The following is a 15,235-nucleotide window of genomic DNA, read 5'->3' on the forward strand; positions in this document are numbered from 1 at the left end:
TCGTGCCGTACGACGGTCAGCGCACGGGTCGTACGGTCAGCGCACCGGTGTGAAGTCCCGCGCACCGATGAAGGAGGGCCGCGGCACCGGCGCCGCGAAGGGCTCCTGAGCCGCGTTCTCCACGCTGTTGAAGACGATGAAGACATTGCTGCGCGGATACGGGGTGATGTTGTCCCCGGAGCCGTGCATGCAGTTGCAGTCGAACCACGTCGCGGACCCGGCCCGGCCGGTGAACAGCCGGATGCCGTGCCGGTCCGCGAACCGGGTCAGCGCCGCGTGCGACGGGGTGCCCGCGTCCTGCATCTGCAGCGACTTCTTGTAGTTGTCCTTCGGCGTCTCGCCCGCGCAGCCCAGGAACGCCTTGTGCGAGCCGGGCATGATCATCAGGCCGCCGTTGGTGTCACGGTTCTCGGTCAGGGCGATCGAGACCGAGACGGTGCGCATGTTCGGCAGTCCGTCCTCGGCGTGCCAGGTCTCGAAGTCCGAGTGCCAGTAGAAGCCCGAGGCGCCGAAGCCCGGCTTCACATTGATCCGGGACTGGTGGACATACACATCGGAACCGAGGATCTGGCGGGCCCTGCCCACCACCCGCTCGTCGCGCACCAGCGAGGCGAAGACCTCGCTGAGCCGGTGCACCTCGAAGACCGAGCGTACGTCCTGGGACTTCGGCTCGATGATCGAGCGCTCATCCGCCCGGACGGCGGGATCGGCGATCAGCCGGTCCAACTCGCTGCGGTACAGGGCGACTTCGTCCTGCGTAATCAGCTCGTCGACGGTCAGGAAGCCGTCCCGCTCGAAGCCCATCAGCTCGGACGGGACGATCGGCCCCGGCGCGCCGGGTGCGGACCAGACGACCGGGTCCTGGCGCGGGGTCATCACCTCGCCCACGCCACGGGTCGGGTACAGGTCGGCGCGTACAGCGGCGGTGGTCATTTCTCAGCCCTCCTCGGACTCGGTCAGCAGCGGGTAGACGCCGTTCTCGTCGTGGTCCTCCCGTCCGGTGACGGGCGGGTTGAAGACGCAGACACAGCGGAAATCGGTCTTGGGGCGCATGGTGTGACGCTCATGGCCGTCCAGCAGATACATCGTGCCGGGCTCGATCCAGTGGGTCTCGCCGGTCTCGTCGTTGGTGAGCTCGGCCTCGCCCTCCACACAGAGCACGGCCTCGATGTGGTTCGCGTACCACATCGACGTCTCCGTACCCGCGTACAGCGTGGTCTCGTGGAGCGAGAAGCCGACCCTCTCCTTGGCGAGCACGATGCGCTTGCTCTCCCAGGTGCCGGACGCGGCCTTCACATGGCGCTCGGTGTTCTCGATGTCCTTGAACGATCGGACGATCACGGTGAGTCGTTGCCTTTCTCGTACGGGGTGTCAGGCGGTCTCGCGTACGGACCGGGCCAGGATGCGAAGGCCCTCGTCGAGCTCATCGGGCGAGACCGTGAGCGCGGGCAGCAGTTTGACCACTTCGCCCTGCGGGCCCGAGGTCTCCAGCAGCAGCCCCAGCTCGAAGGCGCGGGCGCAGATCGCGGTGGCGCGCGACTTGTCCGCGAACTCCAGGCCCCACACCAGGCCGCGGCCCCGGAAGCTCACCCCGTCCTCGGGGCTCTCGGCGATGATGGCCAGCAGTGCCTGCTCGACCTGCTCGCCGCGGGCCAGAGTCTGCTTCTCCATCTGGCCGTCCGCCCAGTAGGTCTCCAGCGCGGCGGCCGCGGTGACGAAGGCGGGGTTGTTGCCGCGGAAGGTGCCGTTGTGCTCACCCGGCTCCCAGATGTCCAGCTCCGGCTTGAACAGGCAGAGCGCCATGGGCAGTCCGTAGCCGCTGATGGACTTCGACAGGGTGACGATGTCCGGCGTGATGCCCGCCTCCTCGAAGGAGAAGAAGCCACCGGTGCGGCCGCAGCCCATCTGGATGTCGTCGACGATCAGGAGCATGTCCTGGCGGTGGCACAGCTCCTGAAGCGCGCGCAGCCACTCGGGCCGGGCGACATTGATGCCGCCCTCGCCCTGCACGGTCTCGACGATGACGGCGGCGGGCTTGTTGAGGCCGGAGCCCTGGTCCTCCAGCAGACGCTCGAACCAGAGGAAGTCCGGAACCTGGCCGTCGAAGTAGTTGTCGAACGGCATGGGCGTGCCGTGCACCAGCGGGATGCCGGCGCCGGCCCGCTTGAAGGCGTTTCCGGTGACGGCGAGCGAGCCGAGCGACATGCCGTGGAACGCGTTGGTGAAGGAGACGACGGACTCGCGTCCCTTCACCTTGCGGGCCAGCTTGAGCGCCGACTCGACCGCGTTGGTGCCGGTCGGGCCGGGGAACATGACCTTGTACGGCAGGTCTCGCGGCCGCAGGACCACGTTCTGGAACGACTCCAGGAAGGCGCGCTTGGCCGTGGTGGCCATGTCCAGGCCGTGGGTGATGCCGTCGCGCTCGATGTAGTCGATCAGGGCGCGTTTCAGCACCGGGTTGTTGTGGCCGTAGTTGAGTGATCCGGCGCCGGCGAAGAAGTCGAGGTAGGTGTGGCCGTCCTCGTCGTGGAGGTAGCTGCCCTGCGCACGGTCGAACACTGCGGGCCAGCCGCGGCAGTAGCTGCGCACCTCGGACTCCAGGGTCTCGAAGACACTCAGGGCGGGCGGGGTGATGGTCACAGCAAGTCTCCAGGTGTGGGGGGGTGTCAGGCGGAGAAGGGGCCGATGCGGTACAGGACTTCCGGCTGGTGCGTCCCCTCGGGGAACAGCTCGCCGTCGAAGAGGACTTCGCGGGCCAGGGGCGCTTCGTGGCGCTTCGCGTACGAGGTGAACAGCCGGTCGGACGCGGTGTTGTCGGGCGTGATGGTCGTCTCGACCTCCCGCACCCCGCGCCCGCCGGTCACCCTCGCTGTCAGCGCGTCGAGCAGCACACCGGCCAGTCCCCGGCCGCGGTGCGCGTGGTCGACGGCGACCTGCCAGACGACCAGGGCCTCGGGGCGGTCGGGGCGTACATAACCGGTGACGAAGGCGATGGGCTCGCCGTCGGCCCCGCGCGCCACCAGGGAGGTGGCCGCGAAGTCGCGACACCACAGCAGATAGCTGTACGAGGAGTTGAGGTCCAGGACCTCGGAGTCGCGGGCGATGCGCCAGATCGCGGCTCCGTCCTCCACTCGTGGGGTGTCGATCTCCGTGAATTCGCTCTGGGGGTTGGCTCGTACAAGGTCTTCTTGTGCGGCGGTCATGTCGAGGAAATTTACCCAGCTAATTTCGAAAATGCATTGAGGGAAGGGGTTGGGTGAAGCGCTCGGTTGTGTTATCGCGCGGGCGCGGACACCGAGGTCAGCCGGTGGCCTTTTCGGACGATTTGTGCGGCAAATAAGGGGCGAATAGGTCGGGCTTGTGGAGTCGGTCACATATCTGTAACCACCGTGAGACCCGTCCGAATTACGGCCTTCGACCCTGACGAAACCTTGGTGTTTAGGCTTGCGAAACGGGGGCAGACGAATACGGGAAGGTGCCCGTAATAAAGCAGCTTCCGGAATTTCGAATTAACGTCGACTTTACTGTCCGGGGAAATGCTGTTCACCGCTGTCCGCACTGCCGGGCCACGGGGCGCGTGAGCCTCGTACAGTGCTCGTATGAGCGATCAGACGGTGCTGCATGTGAAGGGGCGGGTGCTCGTCGGACCCGAGGAGGTGAAGGACGAGCTCTGGGTGGTCGACGGCCGTATCTCGTACGAACGGCCGCGCGCCGAGGCCGTCACCGTGCGCGGCTGGGCGCTGCCCGGGCTGGTCGACGCACACTGCCATGTCGGGCTCGACCACCATGGCGCCGTGGACGAAGCGACCAGCGAGAAACAGGCGCTCACCGACCGGGACGCGGGCACGCTGCTCATCCGCGACGCCGGATCCCCGGCCGACACCCGCTGGATCGACGACCGTGAGGACCTGCCGAAGATCATCCGGGCGGGCCGCCACATCGCACGCACCCGGCGCTACATCCGTAACTTCGCCCACGAGATCGAGCCGGATGACCTGGTCGCCTATGTCGCCCAGGAGGCCCGCCGCGGTGACGGCTGGGTCAAGCTCGTCGGCGACTGGATCGACCGGGACGCCGGCGATCTGACCGCCTGCTGGCCGCGGGACGCGGTCGAGGCGGCGATCGCGGAGGCGCACCGGCTCGGCGCCCGGGTGACCGCGCACTGCTTCGCCGAGGACTCGCTGAGGGACCTCGTCGAGGCGGGCATCGACTGCGTCGAGCACGCCACCGGGCTGACCGAGGACACGATCCCGCTCTTCGCCGAGCGGGGCGTCGCGATCGTGCCGACCCTCGTCAACATCGCCACGTTCCCGGCGCTCGCGGCGGGCGGCGAGTCCAAGTTCCCGAAGTGGTCCGCCCATATGCGGCGGCTGCACGAGAACCGTTACGACACCGTGCGCGCGGCCTACGACGCCGGTATCCCGGTCTTCGTCGGCACGGACGCGGGCGGCTCGCTGGCCCACGGTCTGGTCGCGGCGGAGGTGGCCGAGTTGGTCAAGGCGGGCATCCCGCCGATCCAGGCACTGTCGGCGACGGCCTGGGGCGCGCGCGAGTGGCTGGGCCGCCCGGTCCTGGAGGAGGGCGCACCGGCGGATCTGGTGGTGTACGAGGAGGATCCGCGGGCGGACGTGAGGGTGCTGGCGGGGCCGCGGCGGGTGGTGCTGAACGGGAGGGTGATCGGCTGAGGGGTGCGCCTGCGGCGGGGCTTGTTCCCCACCCCGCCCGTTCCCTTAACCGGGGCTCCGCCCGGACCCGTATGCGACCTTCGGCCGCATGTCCTCAATCGCCGGACGGGCTGAAGTTCAGCCCCGCCGGCGTTGGAAGGGGCGCGGGGCGTCCGGGTTCGCCCGCGAAACCACCCACCGGGCAGCAACCACCAACGCCCCCTGGCCCAGGTTCACCACGGACCCTGGAAACCCCCTACCCCCCCACCGCCGTCAACGCCTGGTCCAGCGCCTGCAGAAAGCGGTTTGTCGTCGCCCGGTCGCGGACCGCCAGCCGCAGCCAGCCGGGGCCAAGGCCCGGGAACGTGTCGCCGCGGCGGGCCGCGAAGCCCAGGGCGCGCAGGCGTACGCGGACCTCGGCGCCGCGGCGGACGTGGGCCAGGACGAACGGGCCCTGCGCCGACGCCACCACCCGTACCTCGTCGAACTCCGCGAGCCCCGCGAGCAGATGCGCCCGCTCCGTCGCGAGCTGCTGCGCTGCCTGCGCCGCCTCCTTGAGCGCGGCGGGCTCCATGCACGCCTCCGCCGCCGCCAGCGCGGGCGTCGACACCGGCCACAGCGGCTGCGCCCGTTCCAGCGTTGCGATCGTGTCCGCATCGGCCAGCACGTAGCCGATGCGCAGGCCCGCGAGCCCCCAGGTCTTGGTGAGGCTGCGCAGCACCACAAGCCCCGGGATGTCGGTCCGGCCCGCCAGCGCCTCGGGCTCGTCCGGCACCGCGTCCATGAAGGCCTCGTCCACCACCAGCAGCCGCCCGGGGCAGGCCAGTTCGGCGATGTCGTCGGCCGGGTGCAGTACGGACGTGGGGTTGGTGGGATTGCCGATGATCACCAGGTCCGCCGTCTCGGGCACGGCCGCCGGATCGAGCCGGAAGCCGTTCTCCTCGCGCAGCAGCAGCCGCGCCACCTCGTGCCCCGCGTCCCGCAGCGCCGCCTCCGGCTCCGTGAACTGCGGGTGCACGACCAGCGGGTGACGTACCTTCAGGGCGCGCGCGAGCAGAACGAAAGCCTCCGCCGCCCCCGCCGTCAGCAGCACCCGCTCCACCGGCAGCCCGTGGCGCCGCGCGACCGCCGCCCGTGCCGCCCGTGCGTCCGGATACGCGGCGAGTCCGGTCAGCGAGTCCGCGATGCGCGCGCGGAGCCAGTCCGGGGGAGTCCCGGCGCGGACATTGACCGCGAGGTCGATGAGACCGGCGTCCCGTACCTCCGCGTCACCGTGGTGGCGCAGGTCGTGTGCGTCAGTGTGCGTGTGCATGGCTGCCGTGTTGGTCGTGACTTGGGCCGTGGCCGTCGTCGGCGGGGTGGAAGTGCGGCCGCTGCGGAGCACCGACCTTGTCCTCGAAGCCCGGCATGGCGATCCGGTAGACGCACGAGTCGCAGTTCATCCGGATGTCGCCCTCCACGGCCTCCCGGTAGCGGTCGAGCACCAGGTCGAGCAACTCCTCGGTCGGGCCGATCACATCGGCCGAGACGACCTCCACCCCGGGGTGCGCCTCCGCCCAGCCCTGCGTCTGCTGACGCACCCGGTCCGGCAGGATCCCCGTGAACAGGAAGTACGGCAGCACCACGATCCGCCGGGCGCCCAGCTTCACGCAGCGGTCCAGGCCGCTGGGAACATCGGGCGCGGCGAGCGAGACGAAGGCCGTCTCCACGCTCGCGCAGCCCCGCCCCTCCCACAGCAGCCTGGCCGCCTTGTGCACCTCGGCGTTGGCGTCCGGATCGGTCGAACCGCGGCCCACCAGCAGCACCGTCACGTCCGCGCGGTCCCCGGGCCTGCGGGTCGCGGAGCCCAGCGCCTCGTCCAGCCGTCGCTCCAGGACGCGCAGCAGCGAGGGGTGCGGGCCCAGCGGACGACCGTAGGCGTACGAGATCTGGGGGTGACGCTCCCGCTCGCGGGCCAGCGCGGCCGGGATGTCGCCCTTGGCGTGCCCCGCGGACACCAGCATCAGCGGCACCGCGGCGAAGCGGGTCACGCCCCGCTCGACCAGTTCGGCGACGGCCTCGCCGAGGGGCGGCGGGGACAGCTCGATGAAGCCGCCCCCGACGGGGAGTTCGGGATGGCGCCGCCCCAGCTCCCGTACGAAGTCACGGAAGGCATCGGCCCCGGCTTCGTCACGGGTGCCGTGACCGGCGATGAGCAGTGCGGGCGGGGTGGTCACGCAATCTCCTTGGAATGGGGGTGGTACGGCAGAGCATTCCGCGTGGCGACGGCTGCGGCGAGGGTACGGCGGGGACTCGTCCTCGGAACATGCGATTTCATGGCGTGCGTGGTCGTGACGTGCGTGATCATGACTGCCAGCGGTAGCCCCGCGGGGTCACCATGCGGCCCGCGACCTCTCGCGTCGCCGTGTTGCCGACCGTCACGACCGTCATCATGTCCACCGTCGCCGGATCCAGTCCGGCCAGTGTGGTGACGCGGCTGGATTCGTCCGGCCGGGACGCGTTGCGTACGACACCTGCCGGTGTGCCCGGATCGCGGTGCTCCGCGAGGATCGACAGCGCCTTCGGGAGCTGCCAGTCCCGCCCGCGGCTACGGGGGTTGTAGAAGGTCACGACGATGTCCGCTTCCGCCGCCGCCCGCACCCGCCGCTCGATGACCTCCCACGGTGTGTGCAGGTCCGAGAGGCTGATCGAGACATGGTCGTGCCCGAGCGGCGCGCCCAGGATCGCGGCGGCGGCCAGCGCCGCGGTCACCCCGGGCACGCCCACCACGTCGATGTCGCCGGACGCCTCGGCGAGCGCCGGTGAGGCCATCGCGTACACGCCCGCGTCACCGCTGCCGATCAGCGCGACCGCATGACCGGCGCGGGCCTCGGCGACGGCCGTACGGGCCCGCTCCTCCTCGGCGCCCAGGCCGGACTCGACGATCCGGGTGCCGGGCCTGAGCAGATCGCGGATCTGGTCGACGTACTGATCGAGCCCGACCAGGACGGAGGCGCGGCGCAGCTCCTGCGTGGCGCGCGGAGTGAGCAGATCGCGGGCGCCGGGGCCGAGTCCGACCACGGCGAGGCGGCCGCGCGGCACCCGGCGCACCACGGCGCAGGTCGCCATCGCGGCCCGGCCCGCCGGACACCCCCTCGACTTCCGCTTCGGGACGAGGAGTTCACCGCCCTCCGCGAGCGCCGCGGCCTCGGCGACGGACGGGGTGCCCACGGCGGCGAGCGGCGCGCTCGACGGGTTCGGGACGGCGATCGACGCGAGCTTTTCGGGCGCGTACGTCACCAGTGGCACGCCAAGACGCTCCGCAGCCCCGACGATCCCCGGCTCCTGCGCCTTCGCGTCGACAGTCGCCAGCGCGGCGACACTACGCGCCGAGAGTCCCGCATCGCGCAGGGTCTCCTCGACCAGGCCGAGGACCTCGTCGAGGGGAGCGTCCTTGGAGGCCCCGACCCCGACGACGAGCGACGGCGGCCGCAACACGGCCTCCCGCGCGTGCGGTTCGACGACCCGGTCCGTCACGCGCAGAACCGCGTCGCCGTCGGCACCCACATTCCCCGGCAGCGGCGGCAGCGGCCACACCGCGTCGGCCCGCAGCGCCACCGGTTCGCCGTCCAGTACCGCCCGGGTCACCGACGCGACCGCGCCCTCCACCGGCCATCCCAGCGTGTCCAGACCCGGGACGTCGGCCGCGTCCGTCGCCGTCGTCACCACCGGGGCGCAGCCGAGCACATCGGCGACCCGCGCCGCCAGCTCGTTCGCGCCGCCGCCGTGGCCGCCGAGCAGGGACACCGCGTACCGCTGCCCCTCGTCCACGCACACCACGCCGGGGTCGGCGGACTTGTCCGCGAGCAGCGGGGAGATCAGCCGCACGACCGCGCCCGTAGCAAGGAAGCACACCAGCTGATCGCACTCGGCGAACGCCAGCTCCACCGACCGGCCCACCGGACCCTCGTACACCCGCGTGCGTCCGGGCCAGGCCGCGGCCAGCCGGTCGCGGGCCGCGGCACCCGCAGCTGTCGCGGAGATCAGGCCGATCACTGAGCCGCTCCCTGTGCGCGAAGTGCCTTGCGGGCGGCCGGATCCGCCTTCCGGAAGCCATGGAAGTGACCCGGGTGGTAGAGATGCGAACGCGTCCCCGCGGCCGCCAGGGCGGGCCCGACCAGGAACAGCGTGTGCTTCCAGAGCTTGTGCTCCTTGACCGTCTCCTCCAGCGTGCCGATCGTGCAGCGCAGGATCAGCTCCTCCGGCCACGTCGCCTGATACGCGACGACCACCGGCGTACTCGTCGGATAGCCGCCCTCCAGCAGCTCCTGCGTCAACTGGCCGGATCTCGCCGCCGACAGGAACAGCGCCATCGTCGTGCCGTGCCGCGCGAACTCCCGTACCTCCTCGCCCGGCGGCATCGGCGTCTTGCCGCCGCCGAGCCGGGTCAGGACCACCGACTGCGCGACCTCCGGGATCGTCAGCTCGCGCTGCGCGATCGCGGCGACCGCCGAGAACGACGAGACACCCGGCACGATCTCGACCGCGAGACCCAGCTCCCCGCAGCGGTCGAGCTGCTCCTGCGTACCGCCCCACAGCGCGGGGTCGCCGGAGTGGATACGGGCGACCCTCAAGTCCCCCTCGTACGCCCGCTCGTACACCGCGACGACGTCCTCCAGCGACATCGCCGCCGAGTCGAGGATCTCGGCACCCTCGCGCGCGTGGTCGAGGACGTCCGCCTGCACCAGGCTCGCCGCCCAGATGACGATGTCGGCTTCGGCGATGGCCCGCGCGGCCCGGAACGTCAGCAGATCGGCGGCGCCCGGGCCGGCGCCGACGAAGGTCACCTTCCCGCGGAGGTCGGCTTCGGCCATGAGCGGCTGTCCTCTCGTGTCATTCGGGTGGATCCGGTGGTCCTTGATATGCCAGGGAGCAGGTCAATCCGCTAGCAAGGGCGCATGGCGGTGTTCGTCGCGCTCGGCGCGTTCCTCATGACGCTGTTCGGCGGCTGGACGGCCGGACGCGTCACCGACCGCCGCCATCTCGTGCTCGGCCTGGCGGGCGGGCTGATGCTCGGCGTGGTCGGCCTCGACCTGCTGCCGGAGGCGCTGGAGGCGGCCGGGAACGAGGTGTTCGGAGTGCCGCAGGCGCTGCTGCTGTTCGTCGGCGGCTTCCTCGCGGCGCACCTGGTGGAACGGCTGCTGGCGGTGCGCCGGGCGGCACACGGCGTCGACGACAGAGCGCCGCAGGTGGGCATGACGGCGGCAGCGGCGATGGTCGGCCACAGCCTGATGGACGGCATCGCGATGGGCGCGGCCTTCCAGGTGGGCGGCGGCATGGGCGCGACCGTCGCAATCGCCGTCATCACCCACGACTTCGCCGACGGCTTCAACACGTACACGATCACCAGCCTGTACGGGAACACCCGCGGAAAGGCGCTCGCGATGCTCGTCGCCGACGCGCTCGCCCCCGTCGCGGGCGCCGCCTCCACGCTGCTGTTCACGCTTCCGCCGGAACTCCTCGGCAGCTACCTGGGGTTCTTCGGCGGCGCCCTGCTCTACCTCGCCGCGGCCGAAATCCTGCCCGAGGCGCACCACGCCCACCCCGCGCGCTCCACCCTGCTGTGCACGGCCGGGGGAGTCGGCTTCGTCTGGCTGGTGGTCGGCCTGTCCGAGTGACGGGTTCACAACTTGCCCCCACGGCCGCCGTCCCGCGGCGCCGGCGCGATCAGCGTCGACAGATACGGCAACGGGCCCTCGGCCAGCTCGGCGGCAGGCCGGATCGACTCCTCCGGCAGCCCGAGCGCCGAGCCCCACACCGCCCCCTCGGTACGTCCCGTCTCCCGCAGGGCGGTCGCCACCTCGGCGGCCAGCCGCCCGAACTTGTACGCCACCACCGTCCCGGGCCCCTCCAGGGCACCCTTCAGAACGGCCGCACCGGCCGTCACCGGCACCAGGGTCAGCGGCTCGGTGCCCTCGGTGAGGACCGCGCCGCTGCGGGCGGCCAGATCCTGCATCGCGGTGATGCCGGGCACGGTCTGAACGGCCGTCCCCGGGACCAGTTCGCCGATGGTCTGCGCGAGATAGGTGAACGTGGAGTACACGTTCGGGTCGCCGATCGTCGCGAAGGAGACGACGTCATGAGCACGCAGGAGTTCGGCGACGCGCTCGCCTGCGGCGTCCCAGGCGGCCTCACGACGGGCCCGGTCGGTGCGCTCGTTGAGCGCGAAGACGACCCGTATGACCTTCTCGGCGCCGACGTAGTGCAGGACGGTCGCCTCGGCGCGGCCCCGCTCCAGCGTGTCCATCACCGGTACGACGACGACATCGGCCTCCTGAAGCGCGCGCACGCCCTTCACGGTCACCAACTCCGGGTCGCCCGGCCCCACTCCGACCCCGATCAGCCTGCTCATCGCACACACCCCTCAACGAATCGGCGGGCGACACCGGGCGCGGAGGCCCAGTGCGTATGCAGATAGCTCGCATGCACGCCCCGCTGGACGAACCCCTCGACGCGGCGCTCCGGCCGGTGCATGCCCCAGGCGGGGTCGGGTCCGGCGGCGGGCTCGATGACGGTGCGGTGGAACTCGTGCCCGCGCAGCCGTGTCCCGGCCGCGGCGAGGACGCTGTCGCTGACGGCGACGGCCTCGCGGTAGCCGAGCGTCAGCCGCTCACTCATCCGCGCCTCGGCGTCCAGCACGCCGCACATCGGCTGCCCGTCCAGCGAGCGGGCGAGATACAGCAGCCCGGCACACTCGGCGGCGACGGGCGCGCCGGAGTACGCGAGGTCGGCGACGGCCTTGCGGAGGGGTTCGTTGGCGGACAGCTCGGGGGCGTACACCTCGGGGAATCCGCCGCCGATGACGAGTCCGGCGGTGCTGGTGGGCAGCTGCTCGTCCCGCAGGGGGTCGAAGGGGACGACGTCGGCGCCGGCGGCGGTGAGGAGTTCGGCGTGCTCGGCGTAGGAGAAGGTGAAGGCGGGGCCACTCGCGATGGCGACGACGGGCCGCTGCGCGGGGCTTGTTCCCCACCCCGCCCCTTCCCGAACCAGGGCTCCGCCCCGGACCCGCTCCTCAAACTCCCCCAGACTTCGTCCGGGGGGACCCCCAAGGGGCTGAACTTCAGCCCGTCCGGCGTTTGAGGACACGCGCGAAGCGCGTTCGGGGGTTTGGGGGCTTGCCCCCAGTTCGGGAAGGGGCGGGGTGGGGAATGGCTCGCCGCAGGCGGCACCCGCGTCCCACGCCGCCGCACCCAGCCGCGGGGCCGACCGCGCCAGCGCCAGCAGTGCCTCCAGGTCGCACCCGGCCCGAACCTGCTCGCCCATGGCGGCAACCGCGGCCACCGCCTCCGCCCGCCGCTCGGCCACCGGCACAAGACCAAGGTGCCGCGATGGCGAGGCAACCTGAGTCACCCGCCGCAGCACCCCCAGCACCGGCACCCCCGACTCCTCCAGCGCATCCCGCAGCAGCTCCTCGTGCCGGTCCGACGCGACCTTGTTGAGGATCACGCCACCGATCCGCACCTGCGGGTCCCACGACGCGAAACCGTGCACCAGCGCCGCCACCGACCGCGACTGCGAGGACGCGTCGACCACCAGCACCACCGGCGCCCGCAGCAGCTTCGCCACCTGGGCCGTGGAGGCCAGTTCACCCGCGCCCGCCGCACCGTCGTAGAGCCCCATCACGCCCTCGACGACGGCCACGTCGCACCCCGCGGCGCCGTGCGCGAACAGCGGTTCCATCATTTCCGTACCGCACATGTACGCGTCGAGATTGCGTCCCGGGCGTCCCGTCGCGAGCGAGTGGTAGCCCGGGTCTATGTAGTCCGGGCCGACCTTGTGCGGGGACACGGTCAGGCCCGCCGCGACGAAGGCCGCCATCAGGCCCGTCGCGACGGTGGTCTTGCCGCTGCCCGACGACGGCGCGGCGATGACGAGACGTGCTACCACTCGATGCCCCGCTGCCCCTTCTGGCCCGCGTCCATCGGGTGCTTGACCTTGGACATGTCGGTGACGAGGTCGGCGAAGCCGAGGAGTTCGGCGGGCGCGTTGCGGCCGGTGATCACGACATGCTGGGTGCCGGGGCGGTCGTGCAGCACCTGGATCACCTCGGCGGGGTCCACCCAGCCCCAGTGCATCGGATATGCGAACTCGTCCAGCACGTAGAACTTGTACGACTCGGCGGCCAGGTCGCGCTTGACCTGTTCCCAGCCCTCGCGCGCCTTCTCCTCGTTCGACAGCTCGCCGTCCGCGGGGGCGCGCTGGATCCAGGACCAGCCCTCGCCCATCTTGTGCCAGTCGACCTTGCCGCCCTCGCCGCTCGCGCCGAGGACCTTCAGGGCGTTCTCCTCGCCGACCTTCCACTTCGCGGACTTGACGAACTGGAACACCCCGACCGGCCAGCCCTGGTTCCAGGCGCGCAGCGCCATCCCGAAGGCGGCCGTCGACTTCCCCTTGCCGACGCCGGTGTGCACCATCACCAGCGGCCTGTTGCGGCGCTGGCGGGTGGTGAGCCCGTCCTGGGGAACGACGGTCGGCTGTCCCTGCGGCATTAAGCGGCCCTCCTGGTTGCGGTGACGTCCCTGACGAGTCCGGCGATGCTGTCGGCACGCAGCTCGTCCAGGGTGACGGCGGTGCCGCCGAGATCACGGGCGAGTTCCCCGGCGAGCCCGAGGCGCACCGGCCCCGACTCGCAGTCCACGACGACGGAGGCCGTGCCCTCGGCGGCGTGCAGCCGCGCGGACCGCGAGGCGAGCGCCACCGGATCGACACCGCCCGTCGCGCGGCCGTCCGTGACCACGACGAGCAGCGGGCGGCGCGCCGGATCGCGCAGACGCTCCACGCGCAGGACGTCGTGCGCCCGCAGCAGCCCGGCCGCCAGCGGCGTCCGGCCACCCGTGGGCAGCAGTTCGAGCCGGGCCGCGGCCGCGTCCACCGACGAGGTCGGCGGCAGCGCCACCTCCGCGTCCTTGCCGCGGAAGGTGATCAGCCCGACCTTGTCGCGCCGCTGATACGCGTCGAGCAGCAGCGACAGCACCGCGCCCTTGACCGCGCTCATCCGCTGCCGGGCCGCCATCGAACCCGAGGCGTCCACCAGGAACAGCACGAGGTTCCCCTCCCGCCCCTCCCGGGTGGCCTGCCGCAGGTCGTCACGCCGGACCACCAGACCGCGGCCGCTGCGCCCGCGCGCCCGCTGGTGCGGGGCGGCCGCCTGCACGGTCGCCGCCAAGTGCAGCTTGGTGAGCGCCCCTCGGGGCCGCCGGGCTCCCGTCGTCCGCCCGTGCTCGGTCCGCGCCCGGGACCTGCGCCCCGCCGCGCCCTCGCCGAGCCCGGGCACGCTGAGCACCTTCGTACGGAACGGCTCCGCGGCCCGTACGGCCTGCTGCTCACCGCCGCCCGCGGCCTGCGGCCGACCGCCCTCGGCCTCCTGCGGCTCGGCGGGAGTGTCACCCTCGCCCGCGTCGCTCTGCGGCGGCGTGCCGGGACCGTCCTGCGGCGGCTGCCCGCCACCCCCGCCCGGCCCGTCCGGATCGGTGTCGGGATCGTCGTCGCCGAACTCCTCCAGCGTCTCGTCGAGCTTGTCCTCGTCGAGACCGGGCGCGTCGAAGGGATTGCGCCGCCGCCGGTGGGGGAGCGCCAGCAGGGCGGCCTGGCGCACGTCCTCGGCCAGTACGTCGCTCCGCCCCGCCCACGCGGCCAGCGCCGTGGCCGTCCGCGCCATCACGATGTCGGCGCGCATACCGTCGACCTCGAAAGCCGCGCAGGTCGCGGCGATCTGCCGCAGCGCGCCGTCGCCGAGCCGCACCTCGGGCAGCAGCGCCCGCGCGGCCACGATCCGCGCCCGCAGAGCCGTCTCGTCGTCCGCCCAGCGCCCGGCGAAGCCGCCGGGATCGTCGTCGTACGCGAGGCGGCGGCGCACCACCTCGACCCGCTGGTCGGGCTCGCGGGAGGCCGCGACCTCGACGGTGAGCCCGAACCGGTCGAGCAACTGCGGCCGCAGTTCGCCCTCTTCGGGGTTCATCGTCCCGACCAGCAGGAAGCGAGCCGCATGCCGTACCGAGACGCCTTCACGCTCGACGTACGAGGCGCCCATGGCGGCCGCGTCGAGGAGCAGGTCCACCAAGTGGTCGTGGAGCAGGTTCACTTCGTCGACGTAGAGGATCCCGCGGTGCGCGTCGGCGAGCAGCCCCGGCTCGAAGGCCTTCACGCCCTCGGCGAGCGCCCGCTCGATGTCGAGCGCGCCGACGAGCCGGTCCTCGGAGGCCCCGACGGGCAGCTCGACCATCCGCGCGGGGCGCGCCGTGCCGCCGCCCGCCTCGTGAGGCCCGTCGGGACACGCCGGGTCGGGGGAGGCGGGGTCGCAGGAGAACCGGCACCCGGAGACGACGGAAACCTGCGGTATCAACGCGGAAAGGGCGCGTACGGCGGTCGACTTGGCGGTCCCCTTCTCACCGCGCACGAGCACACCGCCGACGGCGGGCGACACGGCGTTCAGCAGCAGCGCGAGCCGCAGATCGTCCTGCCCGACGATGGCGGTGAAGGGGAAGGGGGTGCTCATGCGGTCTCCTTGGTGGTAAGAATCAGCCGCGCCGGAG

Annotated in this window: 14 protein-coding genes; 2 read left to right on the forward strand and 12 right to left on the reverse strand. The window is 71.9% G+C overall.

From position 1 onward, the window contains the following. Nucleotides 1-36 precede the first annotated feature (36 nt). From thpD to ectA, 4 genes are read right to left on the reverse strand one after another with little or no spacing between them, the layout of a single operon-like run. A complete protein-coding gene (gene thpD, locus OOK40_RS08115) occupies nt 37-933 on the reverse strand; it encodes an ectoine hydroxylase (protein WP_266477715.1) in 897 nt (298 codons plus the stop codon). A 3-nt stretch (nt 934-936) separates the two neighbouring features. Further along, entirely contained in the window at nt 937-1,341 is a 405-nt protein-coding gene (locus OOK40_RS08120) for an ectoine synthase (protein ID WP_142216390.1), read from the reverse strand. A gap of 30 nt (nt 1,342-1,371) precedes the next feature. After that, nucleotides 1,372-2,640, reverse strand: coding sequence for a diaminobutyrate--2-oxoglutarate transaminase (gene ectB / locus OOK40_RS08125; RefSeq protein WP_266477723.1), 1,269 nt, complete (start codon nt 2,638-2,640; stop codon nt 1,372-1,374). A gap of 26 nt (nt 2,641-2,666) precedes the next feature. Continuing rightward, nucleotides 2,667-3,203, reverse strand: a complete 537-nt coding sequence (gene ectA, locus OOK40_RS08130) for a diaminobutyrate acetyltransferase (protein ID WP_266477725.1) — start codon at nt 3,201-3,203, stop codon at nt 2,667-2,669. 396 nt (nt 3,204-3,599) lie between these two features. On the opposite strand from ectA, the gene OOK40_RS08135 reads away from it, so the two are divergent. Further along, complete coding sequence (locus OOK40_RS08135) at nt 3,600-4,685, forward strand: amidohydrolase family protein (protein WP_266477727.1); 1,086 nt, start codon at nt 3,600-3,602, stop codon at nt 4,683-4,685. Nucleotides 4,686-4,920: 235 nt separating this feature from the next. Here OOK40_RS08135 and cobC read toward each other — a convergent pair whose 3' ends face one another. The 4 genes from cobC to cobM form a co-directional block, all read right to left on the reverse strand. Next, entirely contained in the window at nt 4,921-5,976 is a 1,056-nt protein-coding gene (gene cobC, locus OOK40_RS08140) for an Rv2231c family pyridoxal phosphate-dependent protein CobC (protein WP_266477730.1), read from the reverse strand. Next, a complete protein-coding gene (locus OOK40_RS08145) occupies nt 5,960-6,880 on the reverse strand; it encodes a sirohydrochlorin chelatase (RefSeq protein ID WP_266477732.1) in 921 nt (306 codons plus the stop codon). The genes cobC and OOK40_RS08145 overlap by 17 nt, the downstream gene beginning before the upstream one ends. Nucleotides 6,881-7,007: 127 nt before the next feature. After that, the gene (cobJ, locus tag OOK40_RS08150) at nt 7,008-8,699 is read right to left on the reverse strand and encodes a precorrin-3B C(17)-methyltransferase (RefSeq protein WP_266477734.1); all 1,692 of its coding nucleotides are present in this window, start codon (nt 8,697-8,699) and stop codon (nt 7,008-7,010) included. After that, a complete protein-coding gene (gene cobM / locus OOK40_RS08155; protein WP_266477736.1) occupies nt 8,696-9,517 on the reverse strand; it encodes a precorrin-4 C(11)-methyltransferase in 822 nt (273 codons plus the stop codon). The genes cobJ and cobM overlap by 4 nt, the downstream gene beginning before the upstream one ends. An 84-nt stretch (nt 9,518-9,601) precedes the next feature. On the opposite strand from cobM, the gene OOK40_RS08160 reads away from it, so the two are divergent. Further along, on the forward strand, nt 9,602-10,321 hold the full coding sequence (locus tag OOK40_RS08160; RefSeq protein WP_266477738.1) for a ZIP family metal transporter: 720 nt from the start codon (nt 9,602-9,604) through the stop codon (nt 10,319-10,321). A gap of 5 nt (nt 10,322-10,326) precedes the next feature. Here the strand turns inward: OOK40_RS08160 and cobI are convergent, their stop codons facing one another. From cobI to OOK40_RS08180, 4 genes are read right to left on the reverse strand one after another with little or no spacing between them, the layout of a single operon-like run. After that, nucleotides 10,327-11,055, reverse strand: a complete 729-nt coding sequence (cobI, locus tag OOK40_RS08165; RefSeq protein WP_266477740.1) for a precorrin-2 C(20)-methyltransferase — start codon at nt 11,053-11,055, stop codon at nt 10,327-10,329. Further along, nucleotides 11,052-12,590: a cobyrinate a,c-diamide synthase gene (locus tag OOK40_RS08170; RefSeq protein WP_266477742.1), complete on the reverse strand. Its 1,539-nt coding sequence runs from the start codon at nt 12,588-12,590 to the stop codon at nt 11,052-11,054. The genes cobI and OOK40_RS08170 overlap by 4 nt, the downstream gene beginning before the upstream one ends. After that, on the reverse strand, nt 12,584-13,192 hold the full coding sequence (gene cobO / locus OOK40_RS08175) for a cob(I)yrinic acid a,c-diamide adenosyltransferase (protein ID WP_266477744.1): 609 nt from the start codon (nt 13,190-13,192) through the stop codon (nt 12,584-12,586). Before cobO ends, OOK40_RS08170 begins: the two co-directional genes overlap by 7 nt. Then, nucleotides 13,192-15,198, reverse strand: coding sequence for a putative cobaltochelatase (locus OOK40_RS08180; protein ID WP_266477746.1), 2,007 nt, complete (start codon nt 15,196-15,198; stop codon nt 13,192-13,194). The genes cobO and OOK40_RS08180 overlap by 1 nt, the downstream gene beginning before the upstream one ends. Nucleotides 15,199-15,235 lie beyond the last annotated feature (37 nt).

Origin of the sequence: Streptomyces sp. NBC_01481 (assembly GCF_026339995.1) — a bacterium.
GTDB lineage: Bacteria > Actinomycetota > Actinomycetes > Streptomycetales > Streptomycetaceae > Streptomyces.